20 protein-coding genes are annotated in these 22,414 nt (G+C 64.4%); 7 read left to right on the top strand and 13 right to left on the bottom strand.

All coding sequences use genetic code 11. From position 1 onward, the window contains the following. Positions 1-70 precede the first annotated feature (70 nt). From RAD16_RS38520 to RAD16_RS38550, 7 genes are all read right to left on the bottom strand, one after another. The gene (locus RAD16_RS38520) at positions 71-616 is read right to left on the bottom strand and encodes a DUF4259 domain-containing protein (RefSeq protein ID WP_458163087.1); all 546 of its coding nucleotides are present in this window, start codon (positions 614-616) and stop codon (positions 71-73) included. Then, the gene (locus RAD16_RS38525; RefSeq protein ID WP_458163088.1) at positions 519-1,289 is read right to left on the bottom strand and encodes an esterase/lipase family protein; all 771 of its coding nucleotides are present in this window, start codon (positions 1,287-1,289) and stop codon (positions 519-521) included. Before RAD16_RS38525 ends, RAD16_RS38520 begins: the two co-directional genes overlap by 98 nt. A gap of 188 nt (positions 1,290-1,477) precedes the next feature. Next, on the bottom strand, positions 1,478-2,764 hold the full coding sequence (locus tag RAD16_RS38530; protein WP_458163089.1) for a DUF445 domain-containing protein: 1,287 nt from the start codon (positions 2,762-2,764) through the stop codon (positions 1,478-1,480). A gap of 183 nt (positions 2,765-2,947) precedes the next feature. After that, entirely contained in the window at positions 2,948-3,403 is a 456-nt protein-coding gene (locus RAD16_RS38535; protein ID WP_212343595.1) for a phasin, read from the bottom strand. Positions 3,404-3,596: 193 nt separating this feature from the next. Continuing rightward, on the bottom strand, positions 3,597-4,190 hold the full coding sequence (locus RAD16_RS38540; protein WP_458163090.1) for an N-acetyltransferase family protein: 594 nt from the start codon (positions 4,188-4,190) through the stop codon (positions 3,597-3,599). After that, entirely contained in the window at positions 4,187-5,269 is a 1,083-nt protein-coding gene (locus RAD16_RS38545) for a PHA/PHB synthase family protein (RefSeq protein ID WP_458163091.1), read from the bottom strand. The genes RAD16_RS38540 and RAD16_RS38545 overlap by 4 nt, the downstream gene beginning before the upstream one ends. Continuing rightward, on the bottom strand, positions 5,266-5,649 hold the full coding sequence (locus tag RAD16_RS38550; protein ID WP_458163092.1) for a hypothetical protein: 384 nt from the start codon (positions 5,647-5,649) through the stop codon (positions 5,266-5,268). Before RAD16_RS38550 ends, RAD16_RS38545 begins: the two co-directional genes overlap by 4 nt. Positions 5,650-5,813: 164 nt before the next feature. On the opposite strand from RAD16_RS38550, the gene RAD16_RS38555 reads away from it, so the two are divergent. Then, positions 5,814-6,728: an alpha/beta fold hydrolase gene (locus tag RAD16_RS38555; RefSeq protein ID WP_458163093.1), complete on the top strand. Its 915-nt coding sequence runs from the start codon at positions 5,814-5,816 to the stop codon at positions 6,726-6,728. Between the two features lie 9 nt (positions 6,729-6,737). Here the strand turns inward: RAD16_RS38555 and RAD16_RS38560 are convergent, their stop codons facing one another. The 6 genes from RAD16_RS38560 to RAD16_RS38585 all read right to left on the bottom strand — a co-directional run bounded on the left by RAD16_RS38560 (position 6,738) and on the right by RAD16_RS38585 (position 14,490). Next, a complete protein-coding gene (locus RAD16_RS38560) occupies positions 6,738-7,412 on the bottom strand; it encodes a spermidine synthase (protein WP_458163094.1) in 675 nt (224 codons plus the stop codon). 30 nt (positions 7,413-7,442) lie between these two features. Next, positions 7,443-10,679, bottom strand: a complete 3,237-nt coding sequence (locus tag RAD16_RS38565; protein ID WP_458163095.1) for a bifunctional cytochrome P450/NADPH--P450 reductase — start codon at positions 10,677-10,679, stop codon at positions 7,443-7,445. Between the two features lie 139 nt (positions 10,680-10,818). Then, positions 10,819-11,814: an alpha/beta fold hydrolase gene (locus RAD16_RS38570; RefSeq protein WP_458163111.1), complete on the bottom strand. Its 996-nt coding sequence runs from the start codon at positions 11,812-11,814 to the stop codon at positions 10,819-10,821. A gap of 22 nt (positions 11,815-11,836) precedes the next feature. Further along, entirely contained in the window at positions 11,837-13,387 is a 1,551-nt protein-coding gene (locus RAD16_RS38575) for a wax ester/triacylglycerol synthase family O-acyltransferase (RefSeq protein ID WP_458163096.1), read from the bottom strand. Positions 13,388-13,432: 45 nt separating this feature from the next. Continuing rightward, positions 13,433-14,233, bottom strand: coding sequence for an esterase/lipase family protein (locus RAD16_RS38580; RefSeq protein WP_458163097.1), 801 nt, complete (start codon positions 14,231-14,233; stop codon positions 13,433-13,435). After that, complete coding sequence (locus RAD16_RS38585) at positions 14,233-14,490, bottom strand: DUF6489 family protein (protein WP_458163098.1); 258 nt, start codon at positions 14,488-14,490, stop codon at positions 14,233-14,235. Before RAD16_RS38585 ends, RAD16_RS38580 begins: the two co-directional genes overlap by 1 nt. A 389-nt stretch (positions 14,491-14,879) precedes the next feature. Between RAD16_RS38585 and RAD16_RS38590 the strand changes: the two genes are divergently transcribed. From RAD16_RS38590 to RAD16_RS38615, 6 genes are all read left to right on the top strand, one after another. Continuing rightward, a complete protein-coding gene (locus RAD16_RS38590; RefSeq protein ID WP_458163099.1) occupies positions 14,880-16,478 on the top strand; it encodes an ABC transporter substrate-binding protein in 1,599 nt (532 codons plus the stop codon). 115 nt (positions 16,479-16,593) lie between these two features. Further along, on the top strand, positions 16,594-17,574 hold the full coding sequence (locus RAD16_RS38595; protein ID WP_458163100.1) for an ABC transporter permease: 981 nt from the start codon (positions 16,594-16,596) through the stop codon (positions 17,572-17,574). A gap of 1 nt (position 17,575) precedes the next feature. Further along, entirely contained in the window at positions 17,576-18,535 is a 960-nt protein-coding gene (locus tag RAD16_RS38600) for an ABC transporter permease (protein WP_458163101.1), read from the top strand. 13 nt (positions 18,536-18,548) lie between these two features. Continuing rightward, on the top strand, positions 18,549-19,535 hold the full coding sequence (locus RAD16_RS38605; protein ID WP_458163102.1) for an ABC transporter ATP-binding protein: 987 nt from the start codon (positions 18,549-18,551) through the stop codon (positions 19,533-19,535). Further along, on the top strand, positions 19,532-20,521 hold the full coding sequence (locus RAD16_RS38610) for an ABC transporter ATP-binding protein (RefSeq protein WP_458163103.1): 990 nt from the start codon (positions 19,532-19,534) through the stop codon (positions 20,519-20,521). Before RAD16_RS38605 ends, RAD16_RS38610 begins: the two co-directional genes overlap by 4 nt. An 82-nt stretch (positions 20,522-20,603) precedes the next feature. Further along, positions 20,604-22,409 (top strand): gamma-glutamyltransferase family protein, encoded by a 1,806-nt coding sequence (locus RAD16_RS38615; protein ID WP_458163104.1) that lies wholly within the window; start codon positions 20,604-20,606, stop codon positions 22,407-22,409. Positions 22,410-22,414: the final 5 nt, after the last annotated feature.

Below are 22,414 nucleotides of genomic sequence, written 5' to 3' on the forward strand. Positions count from 1 at the left end.
AGCGCGATTTGCGCGGGGCGAACAATCCAATCAATAGGATGTCGCTTCCTTGGACAGCATGGCAGCCCGTTTAGAGACGTAGGATCACTTCCTCTACGCGACGCTTCCAAACGTCGAAATCTCGAGACTCGCCCCAGAGTCCAAGGAGCGCGGAAGGTTCGACGAGAATTCGGGCGACTGACCGTTTGGCTTTCTCTACCAGCTCGTCCGAAATTGTGACCTTCGAGTTCGCAATCCACGAGTCTATCTCGGCCGTATACGCGGTCTGCTCCCCGGGGCTCCCCCTCAACCTCGCAATGATATCGGCGGCGGCAAGGCATTCTTCAGCATCCCGAGTTTCAACGTAGCCATTTCCGATCGATGCCACACGATCGATTGCCTCGATGAGGATGTCGATGCCACCGCCCTCCCTAACCGTGAATGCGAAATCGCACGCGGTATCGTTATCAAAAACGCCAGTTCCCCAAGCACCCAAAGCGATTGTCCTGTACCCGGATAGGAAGCTGCACAAACACCTTCTAGCGATGCGGATCGGGATAGGCCAAGCTGCGCCAGCCGCTGCGGTCGAAGGGACGCCACTGGCCTTCCTTCTGCGCGAGGCGGTCGGCGACGGCATAGACCACAGCGGGATGGTGGCCCATGCCGCAATGGCTGCTCTCGACCTCGATGCTCTCGGTCTGCGCGCCCGACTTCTCCATGCAGCCCTGCCAGGCGCAGACGCCGTCGGTGCGGCTGAAGATGGCGGTGGTCGGCACCGGCGGCGGCACTGCGAGCTCACCGCCGAACTCCGGATCAACCTCGTCGGACTTCCGTCCGCTCGCCCATTCATAGACGCGCCAGGCATTGGTCGACCGGGGATCGCCGGCGAAGGGGCTGCCGAGCGTGATCACCTGGCGCACGCGCTCGGGCATCATCTTGGCGAGCTGACGCGCGTAGAGGCCACCGAGGCTCCAGCCGACCAGGCTGATCTTGCGGCCGTGCTTGTCGCTCAGCTCGTGGACCAGATCGACCATCGCATGCTGCACGCCCTCGCGCAGGCCGTAATTGCGGCCCTGGCGCCAGCCGCTCACTGCATAACCCTTGCTGGTCAAAAACGTGCGCAGCGCGCGCGTGGACGCATCGGAGGCCACGAGGCCCGGCAGCACCAGCACCGGATGCCCATCGCCGCGCGGCGCGCGGCTCAGCAGCGGCAGCGCGCCGAGGAATGCGCCGAACTCGTGGATCGCGCGTCCTTCCAAAAACATCAGAGTCCGGGACGGCGGACGCAGCGTCTGGGCAGTAGCGGTCATCAATGGATCCCCTGGAGAAGGCGCCGGCCGCGATGCCGGCAATGGGCATGAATTCCAATACGCCGGCTTCTTGAACGTTCCGCAGCGCAACATGAATCAGCTAGGCGGCCGGTTCCTCACATTCAAGCGGGAGAGGCGCGAGGCGACAATAGGCCTGCGCGTTAATGCTAACGGCCGTGACGCAAAAGTCACAACAATCGGAGCAGGGATTCTACGGAGTAGAGCGCAAGTCCGGCGAGGCCGCCGATCAGCGAACCGTTGAAGCGGATGTATTGCAGGTCGCGCCCGATGTTGATTTCGATCAGCGAAATCAGCTGCGCCATGTCCCACGCCTTGACCTGGTCCGAGATGAAGATCGAGACGCCGCTCTTCTGGTCGGCGACGAAGCTGCGCAGCACCGCCACCAGGCCCTTGTTGATCTCGCCGCGCAGCTCGGCATCGCCGGCGAGCGCATCGCCCGCCGAAACGAACATGCCGGCGAGATGATGCTGCAGCACCTGCGTCTCGCCGCTCGCGCTGCGCTCGATGAAGGAGCGCGTGTTGGCCCAGACGGTGCGGGCGAGATCGGCAAGCTCGGGCCGCGCCAGCAGATCGCGCTTCAAGCCGTCGATGCGGTCGATATAGGCCTGGTCGGTGCCGAGCCGGTCGACGAAGCTCAGCACCATGCGGTCGAACTCGCCGCGGAACGGATGTTTGGGATCGCTGCGCACTTCATTGAAGAACGCGGTCGCCGACGACACGATCTTGTTCACCAGAAACTTGTCGGCGCGATAGAGCTTGAGCAGGGTCGGCAGCTCCGCGCGCACCTTCTCGCGGATCATCGCCATCGTCTCTTTCTGGTTCAGCGTCTCGTGCATCACGCGCAGGAGATCGTCGAACAGGATCTGGTGGCGCCTCTCCGCGACGAAGCCGCGCAGCGTGCCGGCGGCGAGCGGCGCGAGGTCGATCGCCTGGAGCTGCGAGGACATGCGGCGGATGATGAAGGTCATCAGGCCGGAGCTTTCGGTCGCGGACACCGCCTCCGGCAGCAGACTCAGTGCGAAGCGTGCGAGGTCATCGCTGCGCTTGCGATCACGCAGCCAGTCGGCGACGAAGGAGCCGAAGTCGATCTCGTTCAGCTTGGCCTCGACCGGGCCGGCCTCGAGGAAATGCACCTGGATGAACTCGCCGAGCTTGTCGGCGATGCGGGCCTGATTGCTCTGGATGATCGCGGTGTGCGGGATCGGCAGGCCGAGCGGCCGCTTGAACAGCGCGACCACCGCATACCAGTCGGCGAGCCCGCCGATGGTCGCGGCCTCGGCGAAGGCCGCGATGAAGCCGAACACGGGATGCACCGGCAGCAGCCATTTCGCGACGACGAACAGTGCCAGCGTCGAGGCCAGCACCAAGGTCGCCAGCGCCTTCACGCGACGCAGCTCGGCCGCGCGTTCAGCATCGGCATGTGTCTCAAAGGAGAAGCTGGCAGATGAGTCCATGATGGCATCACAGTACTCGTCATTGCGAGCGAAGCGAAGCAATCCAGTCTGCCTCCGCACAAAGACTCTGGATTGCTTCGTCGCTTCGCTCCTCGCAATGACGACGGCCAATGACGGCAGCGCAAAAAACAAAAGGCCCGCCGAAGCGGGCCTCAAATTTCAGTTTGCACTCAGGGCGCCGGATCAGGCGGTCTTGTTGTAGACCTTGGCGAAGTTGTCCTGAGCGGACTTCGCACCGTTGGCAGCGAGCTTGCCGAAATAGTCGGCGGTCGCCTTGGCGCGCGAGACGAACACTTCGCCGCGAGCGCGGAGCAGGCTCGACTGGATCTCGACGGCTTCGCTGACCGACTTGGCGGACGCGAGCTTGTCGATGCCCGAGAAGAACGCCTCGGCGTCCTCGTAGATCGCCTGCTGAATGTTGCGGCTGATCTTGCCGGCTTCAGTGACGGACTCTGTCACCGCGTTCTCGACGGCGGCGGTCACGCGTTCGGAGCCAGCGAACACCTCGGCAGCACGGTCCTTGGCGGTGTTGGCAGTCTTCTTGACGAATTCGCGGGCAGCCTCGGGAACTTCCAGGTTCTGGATGTTCTTGAAAGCGTCTTTGAAGCCCTCGAAAGCGGTGTTGGTTTCAGTGGTCATGGGGTTCTCTCCATCCTCATTGGGTTGAGCTATGGGCTCACCCCGTCCGCATTGGCCCGGGGCACGGCTTATATGACACAGTTAATTGTGCATCGCAATATTGATGCTGCATTGCGGTATCACGAAACCGTGAACGGCCTTAACGGGAGGCATCCTGATGCCTCCTTAGCCAGCCGGGTTCCCGGGCGGCGCGCTAGTGCTGGACGGCGCCTGGCAGCCCATAGGCCTCCATCTGGGCCTGGACCTGCGCGATGTTGTGGCCGAGCACGACAATGTCGTGGGTCTTGCCGCCGACATCCCGGACATGGTCCCGCAGCAGCGCCTCGGCCTTGAAGCCCAGGCTCTCGAACAGCGCGATCGCCGCCTGCTGATCCACCGTCATCTGGACCGAGAGCTTTTCGAGGCCGGCGCCGAGCGCGAGGGCAAAGGTCTCCTGCGACAGCGCCCGCCCCACCCCCTTCCCGCGCACATCGAGCGAGACCACCATCCGGATCTCGCCGACATGGGGCGACCAGGAATGCGGATCGCGCACCAGCGTGCCGCAGCCGACGACCCGGGCGTCCTTCACGGCAAGGAGGCTGGTAATCGCCCCGCGTTCGATCTCCTTGACCCAGGCCGACAGCACCTTCGGCTCGCTGATGTTGCGCGGCAGGAACAGCAAATCGTGGGTCGGCAGGCCCTTGCCGAAGGCGAGCACTGCGGCCTCATCCGCAGGCGACATCAGGCGGATCTCGATATCGCCGGCGTCGGTCTTGACGTGACGCGGATAGGAACGCTGCTCGCTCATGTCGATCTCTTCCCCAGCCAGGAATCCAGTTTCGGCCACAGCCGCTTTACCGCATTGGCGCCGGCGACCAGCGAGACGTGACCGCCCTTCAGCATCACCTCTTCCTTGTCCTCCGACCCGATCTTCGTGATCAGGTGTTTTGCGGCGTCATAGGGCACGATGTGATCGTGCTCTGCGACCGCATGCAGGATCGGCACCTTAATGTTCTCGAGCTTCGCCGCGCGGCCGCCCACCGACATGCTGTCGTTGAACAGCTTGTTGTCCCACATCAGGTCTTTGGTGATGGTGCGGAAATATTCGCCCGCGAGCGGCAGTGTGTCGGTCGCCCAGCGGTCGAACATCCGGTACGACTTCACGAACTCGTCGTTCCAGATGTTCTCCCAGAGCTGGATCTGGCTCACGGTGCGCGAGGCCGGGCGCAGCATCTCGAACGAGGACAGGATCATCTCCGGCGGCACGTTGCCGACGCTGTCGACGAGGCGGTCGACGTCGAAATAGCGGCGATCGGAGAAATTCGAGAACAGCTTCATCTCGCGGAAGTCGATCGGCGTGGTGAAGCAGATCAGATTCTTCATCGGCCCGTCCCTGTGGATCGCGCCGTAGAGCAGCGACAGCACGCCGCCGAAGCAATAGCCGATGACGGAGACCTCCTGCTCGCCGGAATCGGCCTGCACGCGGCGGACACAGTCCGGGATGAAGTCGAGGACATAGTCCTCCATCCGCAGGCTCTTTTCCTCCGGCCGCGGCGCGCTCCAATCGAGCATGTAGACGTCGTAACCACGCCTCAGCAGGAACTCGATGAAACTCTGGCCGGGCACGAGGTCGAGGATGTAACCGCGGTTGGTGGTCGCCATCACGATCAGCACCGGCACGCGGTAGATCTCGTTGGACATCGGCCGGTAATGATAGAGGCTCATCGTGCCGCGCGAATGCAGCACATCCTTCGGCGTCGAGCCGAGCGCGGGTCCGGAGGTCGAGAAATATTCGACGCCCTTGATGCTGCGCTGGATGGCGCGCTGCACCTCGGTCTGGATGCGCTCCGGGATAGATGCGAAATCAAGTCCCGTCGCCGCGTTCATTTCTGCTCTCCGTTTTCGGAGGGCGGACGCTTGGTCCGCGGCGGCTTCGGCGCCCCATCGAAGCCCTGCGAGATGCCAGAATTCGCCGCCATCTGGCTCAGCATCGCCTTCATCTCACCGATCTGGGCTTCGATTGACTGCAGCCGCTCCGCAAGGCCCGTCACCTGCTCCCGGCTCGGCAGGTTCATCGTAACGAGGTATTTCTCCATGAGCTCGCCGAGCTGCTTCTGAGCACCTGCAGCAACTCCACCCGCACGGTTCATCGCCTGTGAAAATTCGGGCGAAGACATGGCCTTGTTGGCGAAGGAGTTGAACCCCTTCTCCATCTCACCCACCATCTTCTGCCACATGGCGACCGGGTCATTGGTCTTGTCGGTCATCGGCGTCCTCCTGGTACCGAGAGCTTCGACGCCCTTCTTTTTCGCCATACCACACCGTTGCGAGCGAGCGGTCAACCGGCAGGTCATCAGGTGCGGCGCACACGGCTTCTTTGCCGCCTGAAACCGTGCGATACAGCATCAACCAGCAGAGAGGGAACGCATCCGTGACCGCCCATCAGCCGCCCCAGACCATCCGCGCCAACGGCATCGACATCTGCTACGAGATCTTCGGCAACGACAATGCCGAGCCGCTGCTGCTGATCATGGGGCTCGGCGCGCAGATGATCCATTGGGACGATGCGTTCTGCGAGCAGCTCGCCGTGCACGGCTTTCGCGTGATCCGCTTCGACAATCGCGACATCGGCAAGTCGAGCCATCTCACCGGCGGCAAGCGCCTGACGCCGCTCGAGCTGCTGAAGCTGCGCTTCCTCAAAATTCCTGTGGCCGCAACCTACAAGCTGATCGACATGGCCAGGGACACCATCGGGCTGATGGATGCGCTCGGCATCAAGTCGGCGCATCTGGTCGGGGCGTCCATGGGCGGCATGATCGCGCAGGAGGCGACGCTGTCGTTTCCCGAGCGGGTGCGGTCGCTGACCTCAATCATGTCGACCACGGGCAATCCGCGCGTGCCGCCGCCGACCCGCGAGGCCGCCGCGATGCTGATGGCGCCGCCGCCGCAGAGCAAGGAAGAGTTCATCGTCCGCTTCGGCGAGACATGGAAGCTTTTGCGCGGCGGATCGTTTCCGGAAGAGGAAGCGCTCGATCTCGACCGTGCCGAGCGCGTGTTCGCACGCGGGCTCAATCCGGCCGGCGTCGGCCGGCAGCTGCGCGCTGTGCTGGCCTCCGGCAGCCGCAAGGAACGGCTGCGCAGCGTGAAGACGCCGACGCTGGTGATCCACGGCACCGTGGATCCCCTGGTCCGTCCCGAAGGCGGCAAGGACACGGCGGAGTCTATCCCCGGCGCAAAGCTGTTGATGGTCGAGGGCATGGGCCACGCGCTGCCGATGCGCTTCTGGCCCGACATCATCCGCGCCATCGACAAGCACGCGCATGGCGCGGCGGCCAAGGCGGCTTAGAGCGGCGGCTTAGGCCTTCTTCGCCATCCAGATCACATGGCGCGCGCCACCGCCCCGGCCGGTGGCGCGGACAGCGACTTCATTCACATCGAAGCCGGCAGTGCGGAGGCGCTTGGTGAAGGCAGGGTTGGGTCCTGACGACCAGACTGCGAGCACGCCGCCCGGCCGCAATGCCGTCTTCGCCGCCTTCAGCCCGCTCGCACTATAGAGTGCGTCATTACCCTTCCGGGTCAGCCCTTCGGGCCCGTTGTCGACATCGAGCAGAATGGCGTCGAAGGCAGCGCTCTTCGCCCGGACGACTTCGCCGACGTCAATCTCGCGGATGCTGACACGGGGATCATCGAGGCTGTCACCAAAAACCTCCGCCATCGGACCGCGCGCCCAGGTGACGACCGCCGGCACCAGTTCGGAGACCACGATCTTCGCCTTGGCACCCAGCACGGTGAGCGCCGCGCGCAAGGTAAACCCCATGCCGAGGCCGCCGATGAGGACGATGGGTTTTACGACCGTCTCGATCTGCTTTGCCGCCAGCGTCGCGAGCGCTGCTTCCGAGCCGGACAGGCGGTTGTTCATCAGCTCGTTGGTACCGAGCTTGATCGAGAACTCCTTGCCCCGGCGCATCAGCCGGAGCTCTTCGTCGGAGCCGGGGATCTTGGCGGTGTCGAGTTTTTCCCAGGGAATCATGCCTGACGTTTAGCACGATTGTGCTGGCGGTCACCCTCCCGCCCAGACATCCAGCACGTACCGGTTCTTCGCGCCCATCTCCTCGATCCAGCGGGCGCCCGTTGCGGCATCGCTGCCGCCCTTCTCCCGGTGGATCGCGACCAGCGCCGCCTTCACGTCGGGCTCCATCTTGCCGCCGTCGCCGCAGACATAGATGATCGCGCCCTGCTCGATCAGCGGCCAGACCTTGTCCTTTTGCGCGGCGAGGAGGTGCTGCACATAGGTCTTCGGTCCGTCCGCGCGCGAGAACGCGGTGAACAGCTCGGTGATGCCGCTTGCCGCGAGCGCCTTCAACTCGTCCGCATAGAGGAAATCCTGCTCGGGGTGGCGGCAGCCGAAGAACAGCATCGCGGGGCCGAGCGCAGCGCCCTTCGCCTTGCGCGCGGCGCGCTCCTGGAGGAAGCCGCGGAACGGCGCCAGTCCCGTGCCCGGGCCGATCATGACGATCGGCACGGATGGATCATCAGGAAGCCGGAATCCAGCCTTGGTCTCGCGCACGGTGGCGTAGATCGCATCGCCCGAACGCCGGTTGGCGAGATAGTTCGAGCAGATGCCTTTGTAGGTGCCGCGCCCCGACGCCGCCGGGCCTTCGACCACACCGACCGTGACGCTGCAGCGCGTCGGATCGACCGACGGCGAGGATGAGATCGAGTAATAGCGCGGCGCGAGCAACGAGAGCATTTCCAGGTAGACGTGGAACGGCAGTTCGCAGGCTTGATGTTCGAGCAGCAGGTCGAACACCGATTTGCGCCGCGCCAGAATCTCGCTGCGGTAATGCTCGAGCGTTTCAGCCTCTTCGCCGACGAAGGCCAGCAGCTTCGGCTTGGTGACCGGGCAGCGGGTGTGCTCGGCCAAGGTCTGGATCTGCTTGCGCGTCGCCACCTGCTGCAGCTCGACGAACTCGCTGAGCAGGCGTCCGACCGATACGGCATTGCCGACCGGCAATTGCGCGCGGCGGCCCTCGGCGACCTGAAGCCTGATCTGGTCGGCCGGCAGGAAGCCGAAGCGGCGCGCAACGGAATCCACCAGCGTCGGATCGTTGCGCGGGACCACGCTCAAATGATCGCCGACACGGTAGGTGATGTTGGCCGGCAACTGCACCTCGATATGGCGCGTCGAGCGCTCGGACGGGTTGGCGCCCATCTTGTTCTGGAGCTCATCATTGACCAGCACCTTCATCGCCACCGCGCCGCCCTGCGCGACGATGGTGTTGACGGCGGTCACTGCGACCGGCTCGATCGCATAGAGCGGATCGTCCTCCGCGGTGCGCGTAAAATTCCAATCGATGCCGAATTCCTTGGTCGCGACCTGGGCCGCCGCCGGGAACCATTTCTGGAACTGGCCATCGAGATCGCTGCGCGCATCGCCCTCGCCGCGCGGATAGACCGCGCGCGCACCATGCGCCGACAATTTCTCGTCGATGAAACGCGGCACCGATTGATAGGTCGCGGCCCAGTCGCTGTTGCCGCAGCCGAACACGGCGTAGCGCACATTGGCAAAGGCGTCCTTCGGCAGATCGTCGCCGAGCCATTTGACGAACTGGGTCGCATTGTCCGGCGGCGCGCCGTTATAGGAGGCGCAGATGATCAGGACGCCGCCCTCCTGCGGCAGCTTGCCGACATAATCGTCGAGTGGCCCAAGGTGCACGGCAAAGCCGTTGATCTCCGCGAGATCCGCCATGCGTGTCGCGAGCTCCTCGGCGGTACCGAGATTGGAGCCGTAGAGCACCAGCATCGGCGTGTTGTGACCGGGCCGCGTGGTCGGCTGACGCGGCGCCCTCGGCGCCGACACCGCAGCCGCGATGGGCCCGCCGTAGGCTCCGCGCTCGCGATCGGCGCGCGGACGCACCTTGATCTTGAAGCCTTCCGGCTTCATCGTCAGCGTTTCCTTCAGATGCATCTGGTAGCGCTGGTGGTCGATCAGCTTGAAGCGCTGCAGGATCATGCCGAGCGCGAGCGCGGCCTCGTGCATGGCAAAACCGCGGCCGATGCAGGCGCGCTGGCCGTTGCCGAACGGCTTCCAGGCATTGATCGGCCGCTTCGCCTCGGCTTCCTTGCTGAAATTCTCGGGATCGAAAGCGTCTGGGTTCGGGCCCCAAACGCTGGGATCGCGATGCAGCGCCGTCACCAGGATCGTGGTGAACGTGCCCTTCCTGAGCTTGTACTTGCCGCCGCCGATGGTCTCGTCGTTCAGCGGTGAGATACCGTAGGCCGGCGCCGGAGGCCACAGCCGCAGCGCCTCCTTCAGGATCTGCGTGATGTAGGTGAGCTGCGTCACCTGCTGGTAGGTCGGCTTCGCATTGACGTCGGGACCGAAGACACGGTCGACCTCGTCATAGGCCTTCCTGAGAATGTCCGGATGCTTGAGCAGCGCATAGAGCGAGTAGGACAACAGGCCGCTGGTGGTCTCGTGCCCCGCGATCAGGAAGGTGTTGATCTGATAGCGGATGTTGACGTCGTCGAGCTGCTCGCCGGTCGAGCGGTCGACGCCGGTCATCATCGCGGCCAGCATGTCCTTCTTGTCGTCGATCCCTTCCGAACTCTTGCGGCGCTCGGCGATGATCTCGTCGACCATCTTGTTCATGAAGGCGACGTCTTCGGCCAGTGCCTTGCGGCGCTTCTGCATCCAGAGCTGCTCGAACGGCAGGCCGCGCGTCATCATGATGGTTTCGAGCGAGCGCACCAGCGACTCGACGAAGGGATGATAGTCGCGCCGGTAGAACGAGTTGAAGCGATACTCGAAGCCGCACAGGCCGATCGTATCCAGCGTCAGCGCGGTCATGTCGTGGACGACGTCGATCTCGTCGTCGTCGTTGAGCCGCTCCCATTTCTGGACGAGCTGCTCGGCGATATCGACCATGCTCGGGTGGTAGGACTGCATGGCGCGATTGCCGAACGGCTGCAGCAGGATGTTATGCGCCTTGCTCCAGTTCGGCTCCCTGGTGTCGGCCGTGAACAGTCCGTCGCCGCCGACCGCTCGCACGCGCCGCAGCGCGCCGCGCACCGTCTTGTCGAAGCGCTTTTCGTCGGAGAGCTCGTCAACGAGATCGTGGCCGGAGACGACGACAATCGGCGAGCCCATCATATCGAGCCAGAAGATCGGGCCAAGCTCCTTGGCGAGCCGCGTCAGGTGCTGCACGGGCGCGGCCGAGTCCAGCGACAGCATGTTGCCGACCACCGGCTTGGTCGGCGGATGCGGAATCGGATCCAGACGGTTCTTAGTTGACATTAAATGCGCTCCCCCCTGCCTCGATATTCACCGTCGTCATTGCGAGCGAAGCGAAGCAATCCAGAGATGTATCCGCGGCAACAGATCTGGATTGCTTCGTCGCTTCGCTCCTCGCAATGACGGGCTCGCAATGACGAGCTTAACCAAACCGCCTTCTACGCCATTCGATCAGCTTGGCGCTGACCTCTTCCGGCTTCTCCTGCTGCGTCCAATGGCCGCTGTCCTTCACCAGATACTTCTCGAGATCAGACACCAGCTTCTCCATGCCGTCGGCCGCCGACGGCGGCAGCACGGCATCGTTCTCGGCCATGATCATCAATGAGGGAACGCTGATGTGGTGGTCGAGCCCCTTCGACCGCTCCCAGTTGCGGGTGAAATTGCGATACCAGTTGATGCCGCCGGTGAAGCCGGTTGCCGTGAACGTGTCGACGAACACCTTCTTCTCGTCCGCCGACAGGATCGGCGTACGCGGATCATGCCTGGAATCGTAATTCGCAATCATCTGCGGAAACGCCAGATTGATGCGGGGCGAGGCCCCAATGCCCGCAATCGGCTGTTCCTCCGGCGCACCCGGAGGGCGCGCGGCCGGCTTGCGCATGAAGGCATCGAAGGTCTCTTCGACGCGGCTGCCAAAAATCCTGTCCGGCTCGCGCGCGGGATCCTGGAACTGGACGATATACATCTGATCGCCGAAGCGCTGGCGGAACAGCGCGATCGGATCCATCGGCGCACGCTCCCAATGCGGGGTGTTGACGCCGACCACGCCGGCGACGCGCGTGGGATGGCGCAGCGGCATCTGCCAGACGACAAAGCCGCCCCAGTCGTGGCCGACGAAGATCGCCTTGTCGATGTTGAGATGATCGAGCAACCCGACGAGATCGGCGGTCAGATGCTCCATGTCGTAGGCCTCGACCGGCTCGGGCCGATCGGTCGCGCCATAGCCGCGCTGATCGGGCGCGATCACGCGGATGCCGGCCTCGCTCAGCGCCTTGATCTGGTGGCGCCAGGAGAAGGCGAGCTCGGGCCAGCCGTGACACAGCACGACCGGCGGTTTGTCCGTGACCGGACCCGCCTCGTAATAGCCCATGCGGATTCCGTTCGTCTGCGCGAACTTGAGCGGCGGCATTTCAATCATCATACGCTTCCTGACAAGTTCCCTATTCCGCCGCGCCCTTGATGTCCGCCGCGGGCGGCGCATAGGCCGCCTCGAGCGCGGCGAACTCCGCCGGCAGCATGTCGCACATTACCTGCACATGCGGGATGATGTTGGCGCCGACGATGAAGCCGAAATCGAGCTGGTCGCGATAGCTTTGCACGGTGATATTGAGCGCCTGCCCGTGCGTCGAGATCGACACCGGGAAGATGTGCAGCAGCTCGGCGCCAGCCGCGTAAAGCGTTTGCCGCGGCCCCGGCACGTTGGACACGGTGATGTTCGCCGCCGGCGGCAGCACGTCCGACAGGTTCGAGCGGCTGTAGAGCAGCGCCAGGATCTGCACCATGATCGGCGCACCCAACATCGAGATGTTGGAGACCTGGGGCATCAAGGCGCGCAGCGGATGCGACATCTCCTTGGACTTGGTCGATTGCGCGATGATCGCTTCCAGCCGCGCCCTGGGATCGTCGATGTTGGTCGCGATCGCGCAGATCATGCCGAACACCTGGTTGTTGGCCTCGGTGTTGCCCTCCTCGCGTAGCGAGATCGGCACCGCCGCGGTCAGCGATTTCGCCGGCAGCGTGCCATATTGCAGGAGGTAGCGCCGGACCACGCCGGAGGCGAGCGCCAGCACGACGTCGTTGAGCTTGCCGCCGGCGAGCTTTGCCAGCGCCTTGGAGCGCGACAGCGAGATCGACACGCCGGCAAAGCTGCGTTCCGACGAGATCGTCTTGTTGAGCATGGTCGGCGGCGACACCATGCTGGCCAAGCTCTCGCGCGATTTCGGATCGGACACCTTGCCGAGCACCTCGGAGACGCTCTTGACCATGGTCGGGATGTTGCCGGCGAAGCGCACCGCGCTCTCGATCTGGTACATCGCATTGTCGAACAGGATCGAGCCGATGTCGCTCTTGCCGGTCCGCGGCAATTGCAGATTCTTCGCCGCCGCCGACGCATCGAGCGGCTGGCTGAATAGCTGCTGATAGGAATCCAGCAGGTTCGCCGCGATGTCGCGCGGCTCCTGGCCGGGTTTCGACCCGCCTGTGGGCGGATCGACCTGCCGCGGGATTGGCGAGATGTCGTAGATCATGTTGGTCAGCGCAGCACCGGCGCCGCCGTCGATCGCGGCATGATGCATCTTGGAATAGAGCCCGACCTCGTTGTCCTTCATGCCTTCGAAGACATAGAACTCCCAGAGCGGGCGGGCGCGGTTCAGGAGCTTGGCGTGCATCCAGCCGACGATGCGTTCGAGCGTGGCGCGGTCGCGCGGCTGCGGCAGGCTGGCGCGGAAGATGTGGCGATCGATGTCGAACTGGTCGTCCTCGACCCAGGAGGGGTGGTCGATGTCGAGCGGCGCCTTCTCCAGGCGTGCCTTGAGGATCGGCGCGATGTGCAGGCGCGAGACGATCATCGCCTTGAAGTCTTCGAAGAAGTCGCCCTTGTAATCATCCGGCAGGCGAAAGATGGCCATGCTGCCGACATGCATCGGCATTTCCGGCGTTTCCAGATACAAAAACGATGCGTCCAGCGACGACAGTTTCTTACCGTCAGCCATAGTTCCCTCCCGAGTATTTGACGGGCGCCTTGGCGGCGCTTCTCGTCAGGCCGATACTGCCTGTTCCGGCGGGGCATATGCAATGGCAAACGGCCCTGCCCGGTCAAACGGCCAGAATTCCCCTTCCGGCTGGGCGAGGCGGTCGGCCACCGCCCACAGCGCGGCAGGGTTGACGCCGAGCCCGATATGGCTCGCCAGATGCACCTCGATGTTCTCGGCGCGGTCGGAGGGACGGAGCAGACAGGTCCGCCAGTTCACGACGCCGTCGGCGCGCGAATAGATCGACGTCGCCGGAACCGGCAGATCGCCGGCTATCGCCTCGCGCAGCTCCGAGAGATCCTCGACCCGCTCGCCGGACAGCGCCTCGTAGAGCCGCGTGGCGTTGGTCGCTCTGATATCGTTGGCGAACGGACTGCCGAGTGTAATGACAGAGCGAACCATCTCCGGCGACTGCAGCGCGAGATCGCGGGCATAGACGCCGCCGAGGCTCCAGCCGACCAGGCTGACCTTGCGACCGCTCGCGGCATGGATCTCGGCAAGACGTCTGTGCAAGGCCTCCCGCATCCGCCCGAGACCGCCGAGATTGCGGCCCATCCGCCAGGCATGTGCCTCGTAGCCGAGCTCGCTGAGATAGCGTCGCATCGGTGCCATCGAGAGATCGCTGGCGAGAAAGCCCGGCAGCGCCAGCACCGGATGGCCGTCGCCCCTGGGCGCGCGCATCAGGACCGGCGACAGCAGCAGGCTCGCATTGAACTCGAACAGGCCGCGGGCTTCGGCCAGCAGCAGGCCGAGGCTCGGCGGACGAAGCCGGCGTGTATCCTGCGGCCCGTCCGGCCTGGACGCCATTATTTCTTCTTGTCGTGACTACGCGGGCTGCCGAGACCGGCCATGGTGACGAACATGTCCTGAAACCGCTCGGCGATCTTGGGATCGAAGGTGAACCAGCTCTGGATCAGCGATTCCGGCGAAACCTTTTCGATGTTGCTGAGGACCTGCTGCTGGAGCTTTTCCATCACCGCCGTCTGCATCGGAGACACGTCGGGCAGACCGAAGAACTGGCGGGCTTCAAGGGGGGTGCAGTCGATTTCGATATTAACTTTCATGTCCCCTCCGGATGAGATTCGAGCGGCCTGTCGGAGTATCGCCGCGACCCGGTGTGCAACGCAAGCGACCTGAGGCGGGTGACGGGCGCCGGCTTCCGCAATCGGCAGGTATAGTCAATCAAATCGCTTTCGTCGCAAAAAGCGCTTCGGCCGAGGCCGGCATGGGCCGTTACAGCCGTGCTCCCGGGGCTTCACCGGTCGAAAGTCGCACATCGGCCGCTGACCTTTCGTCCCCAAATTGCCGGTCAGCATTGCTGCACAGCGGTGCAACTTGGCGCGTTCCTTGCTGGAATGGCGCTTGCACGGGTCGAGAACTCTGGGCAACATGGATCGATCAGCCCCGCCGAACAATCAAAAACGACGGTGCGGGCGAGTGGAGAGGGTTAAGAATGTCAGTCGGACGAAGTCTGTTTGCGGCGACGCTCGCCGGTGCGCTTGCGTTGGCAGTGTCGCCAGCGTCGAGCCAGACGCTGCGCTACGCCAACCAGGGTGAGCTGAAATCGCTCGACCCCTACACACTGAACGAGTCGACCACCAGTGCGCACCTCGGCCACGTTTATGAGGGCCTGGTCGCCCGCGGCAAGGACCTCAAGATCATCCCGGCGCTCGCCGAAAGCTGGGAGACGCCGGAGCCGACGCGCTGGCGCTTTCACCTGCGCAAGGGCGTGAAATTCCACAACGGTGACCCCTTCACCGCCGATGACGTGGTGTTCTCGGCCGAGCGCGTGCGAGCGAAGGGCTCGAATTTCCAGAGCCGCGTTCCCGCCGATGCCAAGGTCGTCAAGATCGACGATTACACCGTCGATTTCATCTTGACCTCGCCCAATCCCATCCTGACGGCGCTGTGGGCGACCTGGTACATCATGGACAAGAAATGGGCAGAGGCGAACGATGCAGTGGCACCGACGCCCGCAGCCGCCACGACCCCGAGCTATGCCTCGCTCCATGAAAACGGCACCGGAGCCTTCGTCATCGAGAGCCATCAGCCGGGCGTGAAGACCGTCTACAAGGCCAACCCGAACTGGTGGCGCAAGCCGGAGCATAATCTGAAGGAGATCATCTTCACGCCGATCGCAAACCCGGCCACGCGTGTCGCGGCGCTGCTGTCGGGTGAGGTCGACGTGATCGAGCCGGTTCCGGTCCAGGACATCGAGCGCGTCAAAGCGAGCCCCAACGCCACCGTGCTGACGGGACCTGAGCTCCGCACCATCTTCGTCGGCATGGATCAGGCGCGCGACGAACTCTTGTTCTCCAACGTCAAGGGCAAGAACCCGTTCAAGGACGTTCGGGTCCGCGAAGCCGTCTACCGGGCGATCGACGTCGACCTGATCAAGAACCGCGTCATGCGCGGCCTCTCCACGCCGTCCGCATTGATGGTCGCACCAGAGATCTTTCCCTCGAAGGATTTCACCCGGCCGAAGTTCGATCCCGACGCCGCCAAGAAGCTTCTGGCCGACGCCGGTTATGCGGACGGTTTCGAAGTGACGATGGACTGCCCGAACGATCGCTACGTCAATGACGCCGCGATCTGCCAGGCCATCGTTGGGATGCTCGCCCGCATCAACATCAAGGTCGACCTGCTGGCGCAACCCAAGGCTCAGTATTTCGCCAAGGTGTTGAAGCCCGGCGGCTACAAAACCTCGCTGTTCATGCTGGGCTGGACCCCGGATACGCTCGACTCCCAGAACGTGCTGCACGACATCATGGGCTGCCGGGACGATCCCAAGGATCCCAACCGCGGCGAAGCCAATCTCGCCGGCTATTGCAACAAGCAGTTCGACGAGCTCGCCGACAAGGTTCTCGTGGAGTCCGATACAGCCAAGCGCGATCTCCTGATCAAGCAAGCTTTCGAGGTCTCGATGAAGGACTGGGCCTATGTCCCGCTGCACCAGCAGGCGCTCGCCTGGGGCGTGTCGAAGAAGGTGAAGCTGACCCAGCGTGCGGACAACATGGTCATGCTCTACTGGGCGACCAAGCAGGACGAGTAGGTGTCGACAAGTTGTGAAGTCCCGGAAGCCATCGCTTTCAAGATCTGGCTTCCGGGACTTGCCGTTTCGGGCTAACGCGATGATGCGTGCTGCTGAAGACATGTGAAAGGAACAGATGCTCGCTTTCACACTGCGCCGGGCCATCCAGGCCATCGGCGTCATGATCGCCGTCGGGATCATCGCGTTCTCGATGTTCCGCTTTGCCGGCGATCCCGTAAACCAGATGGTCGGGATGGATACGTCCGGCGCCGAGCGCGCCGCGATCCGCAAGTCCCTCGGCCTCGACGATCCCGTGATCGTGCAGTTCGGCCGCTATATCGGCAATGCTGCCCAGTTCAAGTTCGGCGTGTCCTACCAGTTCCGCCTGCCCGTCACCAACCTGCTGATCGAGCGGATGCCCGCGACGCTGGAGCTCGCGATCTGCGCCACCATCTTCGCGATGGTCAGTGGCATCCTGATGGGGGTCTATTCGGCGCTGCGCCGCGACAGCTGGCTCGCGCATGTTTTCCAGGCTATCTCGCTGATCGGCATCTCGCTGCCGACCTTCCTGATCGGCGTTCTCATGATCTACCTGTTCTCTGTGACGCTCGGCTGGCTGCCCTCGTTCGGCCGCGGCGACGTCGTGCATATCGGCTGGTGGACGACGGGCCTCCTGACGCTGTCAGGCCTGAAAGCGCTGATCATGCCGTCGATCACGCTCGGCCTGTTCCAGATGACCTTGATCATGCGGCTGGTGCGCGCCGAGATGCTCGAGGTCATGCGCACCGACTACATCCGCTTCGCCCGCGCACGCGGCCTGACCACGCGCGCCATCCATTTCGGCCACGCGCTACGCAACACGCTGGTTCCCGTGATCACCGTCGCGGGCCTGCAATTTGGCTCGGTAATTGCTTTCGCGATCATCACCGAGACCGTGTTCCAATGGCCGGGCATGGGGCTCCTGTTCGTGCAGGCCGTTCAGAACGTCGATATCCCGATCATGGCGGCCTATCTGATGATGGTGTCGCTGATCTTCGTCACCATCAATCTCGTGGTTGATATCCTCTACACCATCGTCGATCCGCGGCTGCGCTCGACGGTCAGCCGGGCGCATTGAGATGAGCGAGGCCGTCGTTCCGCACACTGCCGAGAAGCGCGCCGCCGCACCCGGCTGGTTCAGGCGCGCGCTCGACAGCGACCTGTTCTATTCGTTCCGCCGCTCCAGGATCACCATGATCGCGGCGGGTGTGACGCTGCTGTTCTTCCTGCTCGCGATCTTTGCCTCGGTGCTGTCGGTGCAAAATCCGTTCGATCCGGCGCAGCTTCAGCTGATGAATTCGCGTATCTCCCCGCTCTGGACCGCCGACGGCCAGAGCCCGTTCCTGCTCGGCACCGACGAGCAGGGCCGCGACGTGCTGTCCGCGATTCTCTACGGCCTGCGCATCTCGCTTCTGGTCGGCGTGCTCGGCGTGGTCTTGTCCGGCGCGCTTGGCATCCTGCTCGGGCTGACGGCCGGCTATTTCGGCGGCGCCGTCGACGGCCTGATCATGCGCATCGCCGACGTGCAGCTGTCCTTCCCGGCCATCCTGATCGCGCTGCTGATCAACGGCATCGCCAAATCGGTCTTCGGCAACAAGCTCGACGAGATGAGCATGTTGGCGGTCCTGGTCTTCGCGATCGGTCTGAGTTTCTGGGTGCAGTACGCGCGCACGGTACGCGGCTCGGTCCTGGTCGAGAAGAACAAGGACTATGTCGCAGCCGCGCAATTGATCGGCCTGCCCGCCCCCGTGATCATGCTGCGCCACGTGCTGCCGAATACCACGGGGCCGATCCTCGTGATCGCCACCATCAACCTCGCGCTCGCCATCATCACCGAGGCAACGCTGTCGTTCCTCGGCTCGGGCATGCCCGAGACCATGCCGTCGCTCGGCACGCTGATCCGCATCGGCAACGGCTATCTGTTCGCGGGCGAATGGTGGATCGTCGCTTTCCCCGGCATAGCACTCGCCGCGCTGATCCTGTCCATCAACCTGCTGGGCGACTGGCTGCGCGACGCGCTCAACCCGAAGCTCCGATGAGTATGCGTCGCCCATGACCGAACCCGTTCTCTCCGTCCGCAACCTTCAGGTCGAGTTCGCCTCTCGCCGCGGCACGCTGCGCGCCATCGACGGCGTCTCCTTCGACATCGCCAAGGGGGAGGTGCTGGGCGTTGTCGGCGAATCCGGCGCCGGCAAATCCGTCACCGGTCTGTCGGTGATCGGCCTGATCGATCCGCCCGGCCGCATCGCCGGCGGCGAGATTCACCTTGCCGGCCTGCGGATCGACAATCTGCCGCCGGAGGAGATGCGCCGCATCAGGGGCAAGCGCATCGGCATGATCTTCCAGGATCCCCTCACCTCGCTCAATCCGCTGTACAAGGTCGGCGACCAGATCGTCGAGACGATCCGGACCCACCTGAACCTGTCCGAGACGGCCGCGCGTCGTCGCGCCATCGACCTGCTCGCCGAGGTCGGCATTCCGGCGCCGGAAAAGCGCATCGACGGCTACCCGCACGAATTCTCCGGCGGCATGCGCCAGCGCGTCGTGATTGCGCTGGCGATCTGCGCCGAGCCGGAGCTGATCATCGCGGACGAGCCGACCACCGCGCTCGACGTCTCCGTGCAGGCGCAGATCATCTCGCTGATCAAGCGGCTCGGGCGCGATCACGGCACCGCCGTGATGCTGGTGACCCACGATATGGGCGTGATCGCCGAAACCTCCGACCGCGTCGCGGTGATGTATGCTGGCCGCGTCGCCGAGATCGGCCCCGTGCAGGACGTCGTCCGGAACCCGCTGCATCCTTACGCCAAGGGCCTGATGGGCGCGATCCCAACGCTTGCCGGCGACGACAAGCGCCTGGTGCAGATTCCCGGCTCGATGCCGCGCCTGTCGGCGATCCCGCGCGGCTGCTCGTTCAATCCGCGCTGCGCCTTCGCCTTCGACCGCTGCAGGGTCGAGCGGCCGGAGCCGCTGCCGCGCGGCACGCAGTCGGTTGCCTGCCATCTCTATGACACCGTGCCGGCGGAGAGCGCGGCATGAGCACGCCCTTCGTCCAGGCCACGAACCTGCGCCGCGTCTTCGACGTCTCAAAGCCCTGGCTCAACCGCCTGCTGGAAGGCGGGCAGCTCGAATATCTCAAGGCTGTCGATCACGTCACCTTCGACATCAAGAAGGGCGAGACCTTTGCGCTGGTCGGCGAGTCCGGCTCGGGCAAGACCACGGTGGCGCGGATGGTGGTCGGCCTGCTGCCGCCGAGCTCCGGCGACGTGCTGATCGACGGCGTCTCGATGACCGATCCGCGGCAGGCGCCGGCGCGGCGCAAGCTGCGCCGCCGCATCCAGATGATCTTCCAGGATCCCTATGCGAGCCTCAATCCGCGCTTCCGCGTCGATGCCATCATCTCCGAGCCGATCCGCGCCTTCGACCTGATCCAGGGAGAGCGCGACATCCAGGCCCGCGTCGGCGAGTTGCTCAGCCTCGTCGGCCTCCATCCCGACGACCGCCTGAAATTCCCGCACGAATTCTCCGGCGGCCAGCGCCAGCGCATCGCGATCGCGCGAGCGCTCGCCTCGGACGCCGAATTCATCGTCTGCGACGAGCCGACCTCGGCGCTCGACGTGTCCGTGCAGGCCCAGATCCTGAACCTGATGCGCGACCTCCAGGACAAGTTCGGCCTGACCTACATGTTCATCAGCCACAACCTCGCCGTGGTTCGCCACATGGCGAGCCGCGTCGGCGTGATGTATCTCGGCCGGATCGTCGAGATCGCGGAGGGACGCGAGCTGTTCGCGCGCCCGCGCATGCCCTACACCAAGATGCTGCTGGGCGCCGTGCCTGACCTCGCCATGAGCGGCCGCCAGCGCATTCCGGTGAAGGGCGAGATCCCGAACCCGATCAATCCGCCCTCCGGCTGCGCCTTCAATCCGCGCTGTCCGCTGGCGTTCGATCTCTGCCGCAAGGAGACCCCGGAACTGATTGACGGCGTCGCCTGCCACGCGGTGAACACCGCGCCGGTCCCAGCGTGACGCGCGCGTGCCATGCGGTCTGTGCATTTGGCATCCCAGCATCGGCTGTGATCAATTGCGCCCGCCGCAAATGAGGTAGTCGATGGCCAGTAACGTCAATCCCGATCCCTTCACCACGCGCCCCGAGATCGAGGGCACGTTCGGTGTCGTTGCCACCACGCACTGGATCGCGACCGCCGTCGGCATGGCCATTCTCGAAAAGGGCGGCAACGCCTTCGATGCCGGCGTCGCCACCGCCTTCACGCTCCAGGTGGTCGAGCCGCATCTGAACGGCCCTGGCGGCGACGTGCCGATCATCGTCCATGACGTCAAGCGCGGCCGCACCGAGGTGATCTGCGGCCAGGGCCCGGCCCCCGCGCGCGCCACCATCGCGCATTACAAGAGCGAAGGCCTCGACATGGTGCCCGGCACCGGCCTGCTCGCAGCCTGTGTTCCCGGCACCTTCGAATCCTGGATGATGCTGCTGCGCGACTACGGCACGATGCGCGTGCGCGACGTGCTGGAGCCGGCGATCTCCTATGCGCACGACGGCTATCCGCTGGTCGAGCGCGCCTGCGCCACGATCCAGACCGTCGAGCAATTGTTCCGCAAGCATTGGCCGACCTCGGCCGCGGTCTATCTACCGAACGGCGAAGTGCCGAAGCCCGGCACGATGTTCACCAACAAGACGCTGGCGGCGACATACACCCGGATCCTGAACGAGGCCGAGAGCGGCGGAGGTGGCCGCGACGCCGAGATCGAGCGCGCGCGAAAGTCCTGGTCGCAGGGTTTTGTCGCCGAAGCCATCGACAAGTTCTGCCGTACGCAGGAAGTGATGGACGTCAGCGGCTCGCCGCATCGCGGCGTGCTCACGGCCGACGACATCGCGCGCTGGCAGCCGACGGTCGAGGCGCCGCTCACCTACGATTATGGCCGCTATACCGTCTGCAAGGCCGGCGTCTGGAGCCAGGGTCCGGTGACGCTGCAGCAGCTCGCGCTGCTGAAGGGTTTTGCGCTCGACGGGCTCGACCCGACCGGGCCGGAGTTCATCCATCTCCAGATCGAATGCGCAAAGCTCGCCTTCGCCGACCGCGAAAAGTTCTACGGCGATCCAAAATTCAGCGAGATCCCGATCGGGACGCTGCTGTCGGATGCCTATAACGACGAGCGCCGCAAGCTGATCTCGGAGAAGGCTTCGCTCGACTTCATCCCGGGCTCGATCGAAGGCTTTGGCGGCGTGGTCAAGCTGCGCCGCGCCGAGGGACAGCGCGAGGCGGTCGGCGCGCTCGGCGCGGGTGAGCCGACAGTGGGACGCTTCGGTGAAGTGCGCGGCGACACCGTGCATTTCGACATCATCGACAAGGCCGGCAACATGGTGTCCTCAACACCGTCAGGCGGCTGGCTACAATCCTCGCCGATCATTCCGGAACTCGGCTTCTGCCTCGGCAGCCGCGCCCAGATGTTCTGGCTGGAGGAAGACCATCCCGCCGCACTCGCACCGGGCAAGCGGCCGCGCACCACGCTGTCGCCGACCATGGCGCTGCGCGACGGCGAGCCGTATCTTGCCTGGGGCTCGCCCGGCGGCGACCAGCAGGACCAGTGGATCACGCAGTTCTTCCTGCGCCACGTCCATTGCAATCTCAATCTTCAGGAAGCCATCGACGCGCCGGCCTGGCACTCCGAGCATTTTCCGATCTCGTTCTGGCCGCGCACCGCGCGCCCCGGCGTGCTCGTGGTCGAGAACCGCGTACCGAAGGCGACGATCGAGAATTTGCGCGAGTGCGGACATATCGTCGAAGTCGGGCCCGACTGGTCGGAGGGCCGCCTTACTGCCGCCTCGCGCGTCGGCGTGCGCCGGCGCGCTGCCGCCAATCCGCGCGGCATGCAGGGCTACGCCGCGGGACGCTGAAGGCA

This window comes from Bradyrhizobium sp. 18BD (assembly GCF_054185225.1).

What these genes read in the sequence shown, in the direction of transcription:
- RAD16_RS38520 (WP_458163087.1), bottom strand. Translation starts at nt 616, where the DNA reads ATGCCGTCGCCGACCGCCTCGCGCAGAAGGAAGGCCAGTGGCGTCCCT.
- RAD16_RS38525 (WP_458163088.1), bottom strand. Translation starts at nt 1,289, where the DNA reads ATGACCGCTACTGCCCAGACGCTGCGTCCGCCGTCCCGGACTCTGATG.
- RAD16_RS38530 (WP_458163089.1), bottom strand. Translation starts at nt 2,764, where the DNA reads ATGGACTCATCTGCCAGCTTCTCCTTTGAGACACATGCCGATGCTGAA.
- RAD16_RS38535 (WP_212343595.1), bottom strand. Translation starts at nt 3,403, where the DNA reads ATGACCACTGAAACCAACACCGCTTTCGAGGGCTTCAAAGACGCTTTC.
- RAD16_RS38540 (WP_458163090.1), bottom strand. Translation starts at nt 4,190, where the DNA reads ATGAGCGAGCAGCGTTCCTATCCGCGTCACGTCAAGACCGACGCCGGC.
- RAD16_RS38545 (WP_458163091.1), bottom strand. Translation starts at nt 5,269, where the DNA reads ATGAACGCGGCGACGGGACTTGATTTCGCATCTATCCCGGAGCGCATC.
- RAD16_RS38550 (WP_458163092.1), bottom strand. Translation starts at nt 5,649, where the DNA reads ATGACCGACAAGACCAATGACCCGGTCGCCATGTGGCAGAAGATGGTG.
- RAD16_RS38560 (WP_458163094.1), bottom strand. Translation starts at nt 7,412, where the DNA reads ATGATTCCCTGGGAAAAACTCGACACCGCCAAGATCCCCGGCTCCGAC.
- RAD16_RS38565 (WP_458163095.1), bottom strand. Translation starts at nt 10,679, where the DNA reads ATGTCAACTAAGAACCGTCTGGATCCGATTCCGCATCCGCCGACCAAG.
- RAD16_RS38570 (WP_458163111.1), bottom strand. Translation starts at nt 11,814, where the DNA reads ATGATTGAAATGCCGCCGCTCAAGTTCGCGCAGACGAACGGAATCCGC.
- RAD16_RS38575 (WP_458163096.1), bottom strand. Translation starts at nt 13,387, where the DNA reads ATGGCTGACGGTAAGAAACTGTCGTCGCTGGACGCATCGTTTTTGTAT.
- RAD16_RS38580 (WP_458163097.1), bottom strand. Translation starts at nt 14,233, where the DNA reads ATGGCGTCCAGGCCGGACGGGCCGCAGGATACACGCCGGCTTCGTCCG.
- RAD16_RS38585 (WP_458163098.1), bottom strand. Translation starts at nt 14,490, where the DNA reads ATGAAAGTTAATATCGAAATCGACTGCACCCCCCTTGAAGCCCGCCAG.
- RAD16_RS38590 (WP_458163099.1), top strand. Translation starts at nt 14,880, where the DNA reads ATGTCAGTCGGACGAAGTCTGTTTGCGGCGACGCTCGCCGGTGCGCTT.
- RAD16_RS38595 (WP_458163100.1), top strand. Translation starts at nt 16,594, where the DNA reads ATGCTCGCTTTCACACTGCGCCGGGCCATCCAGGCCATCGGCGTCATG.
- RAD16_RS38600 (WP_458163101.1), top strand. Translation starts at nt 17,576, where the DNA reads ATGAGCGAGGCCGTCGTTCCGCACACTGCCGAGAAGCGCGCCGCCGCA.
- RAD16_RS38605 (WP_458163102.1), top strand. Translation starts at nt 18,549, where the DNA reads ATGACCGAACCCGTTCTCTCCGTCCGCAACCTTCAGGTCGAGTTCGCC.
- RAD16_RS38610 (WP_458163103.1), top strand. Translation starts at nt 19,532, where the DNA reads ATGAGCACGCCCTTCGTCCAGGCCACGAACCTGCGCCGCGTCTTCGAC.
- RAD16_RS38615 (WP_458163104.1), top strand. Translation starts at nt 20,604, where the DNA reads ATGGCCAGTAACGTCAATCCCGATCCCTTCACCACGCGCCCCGAGATC.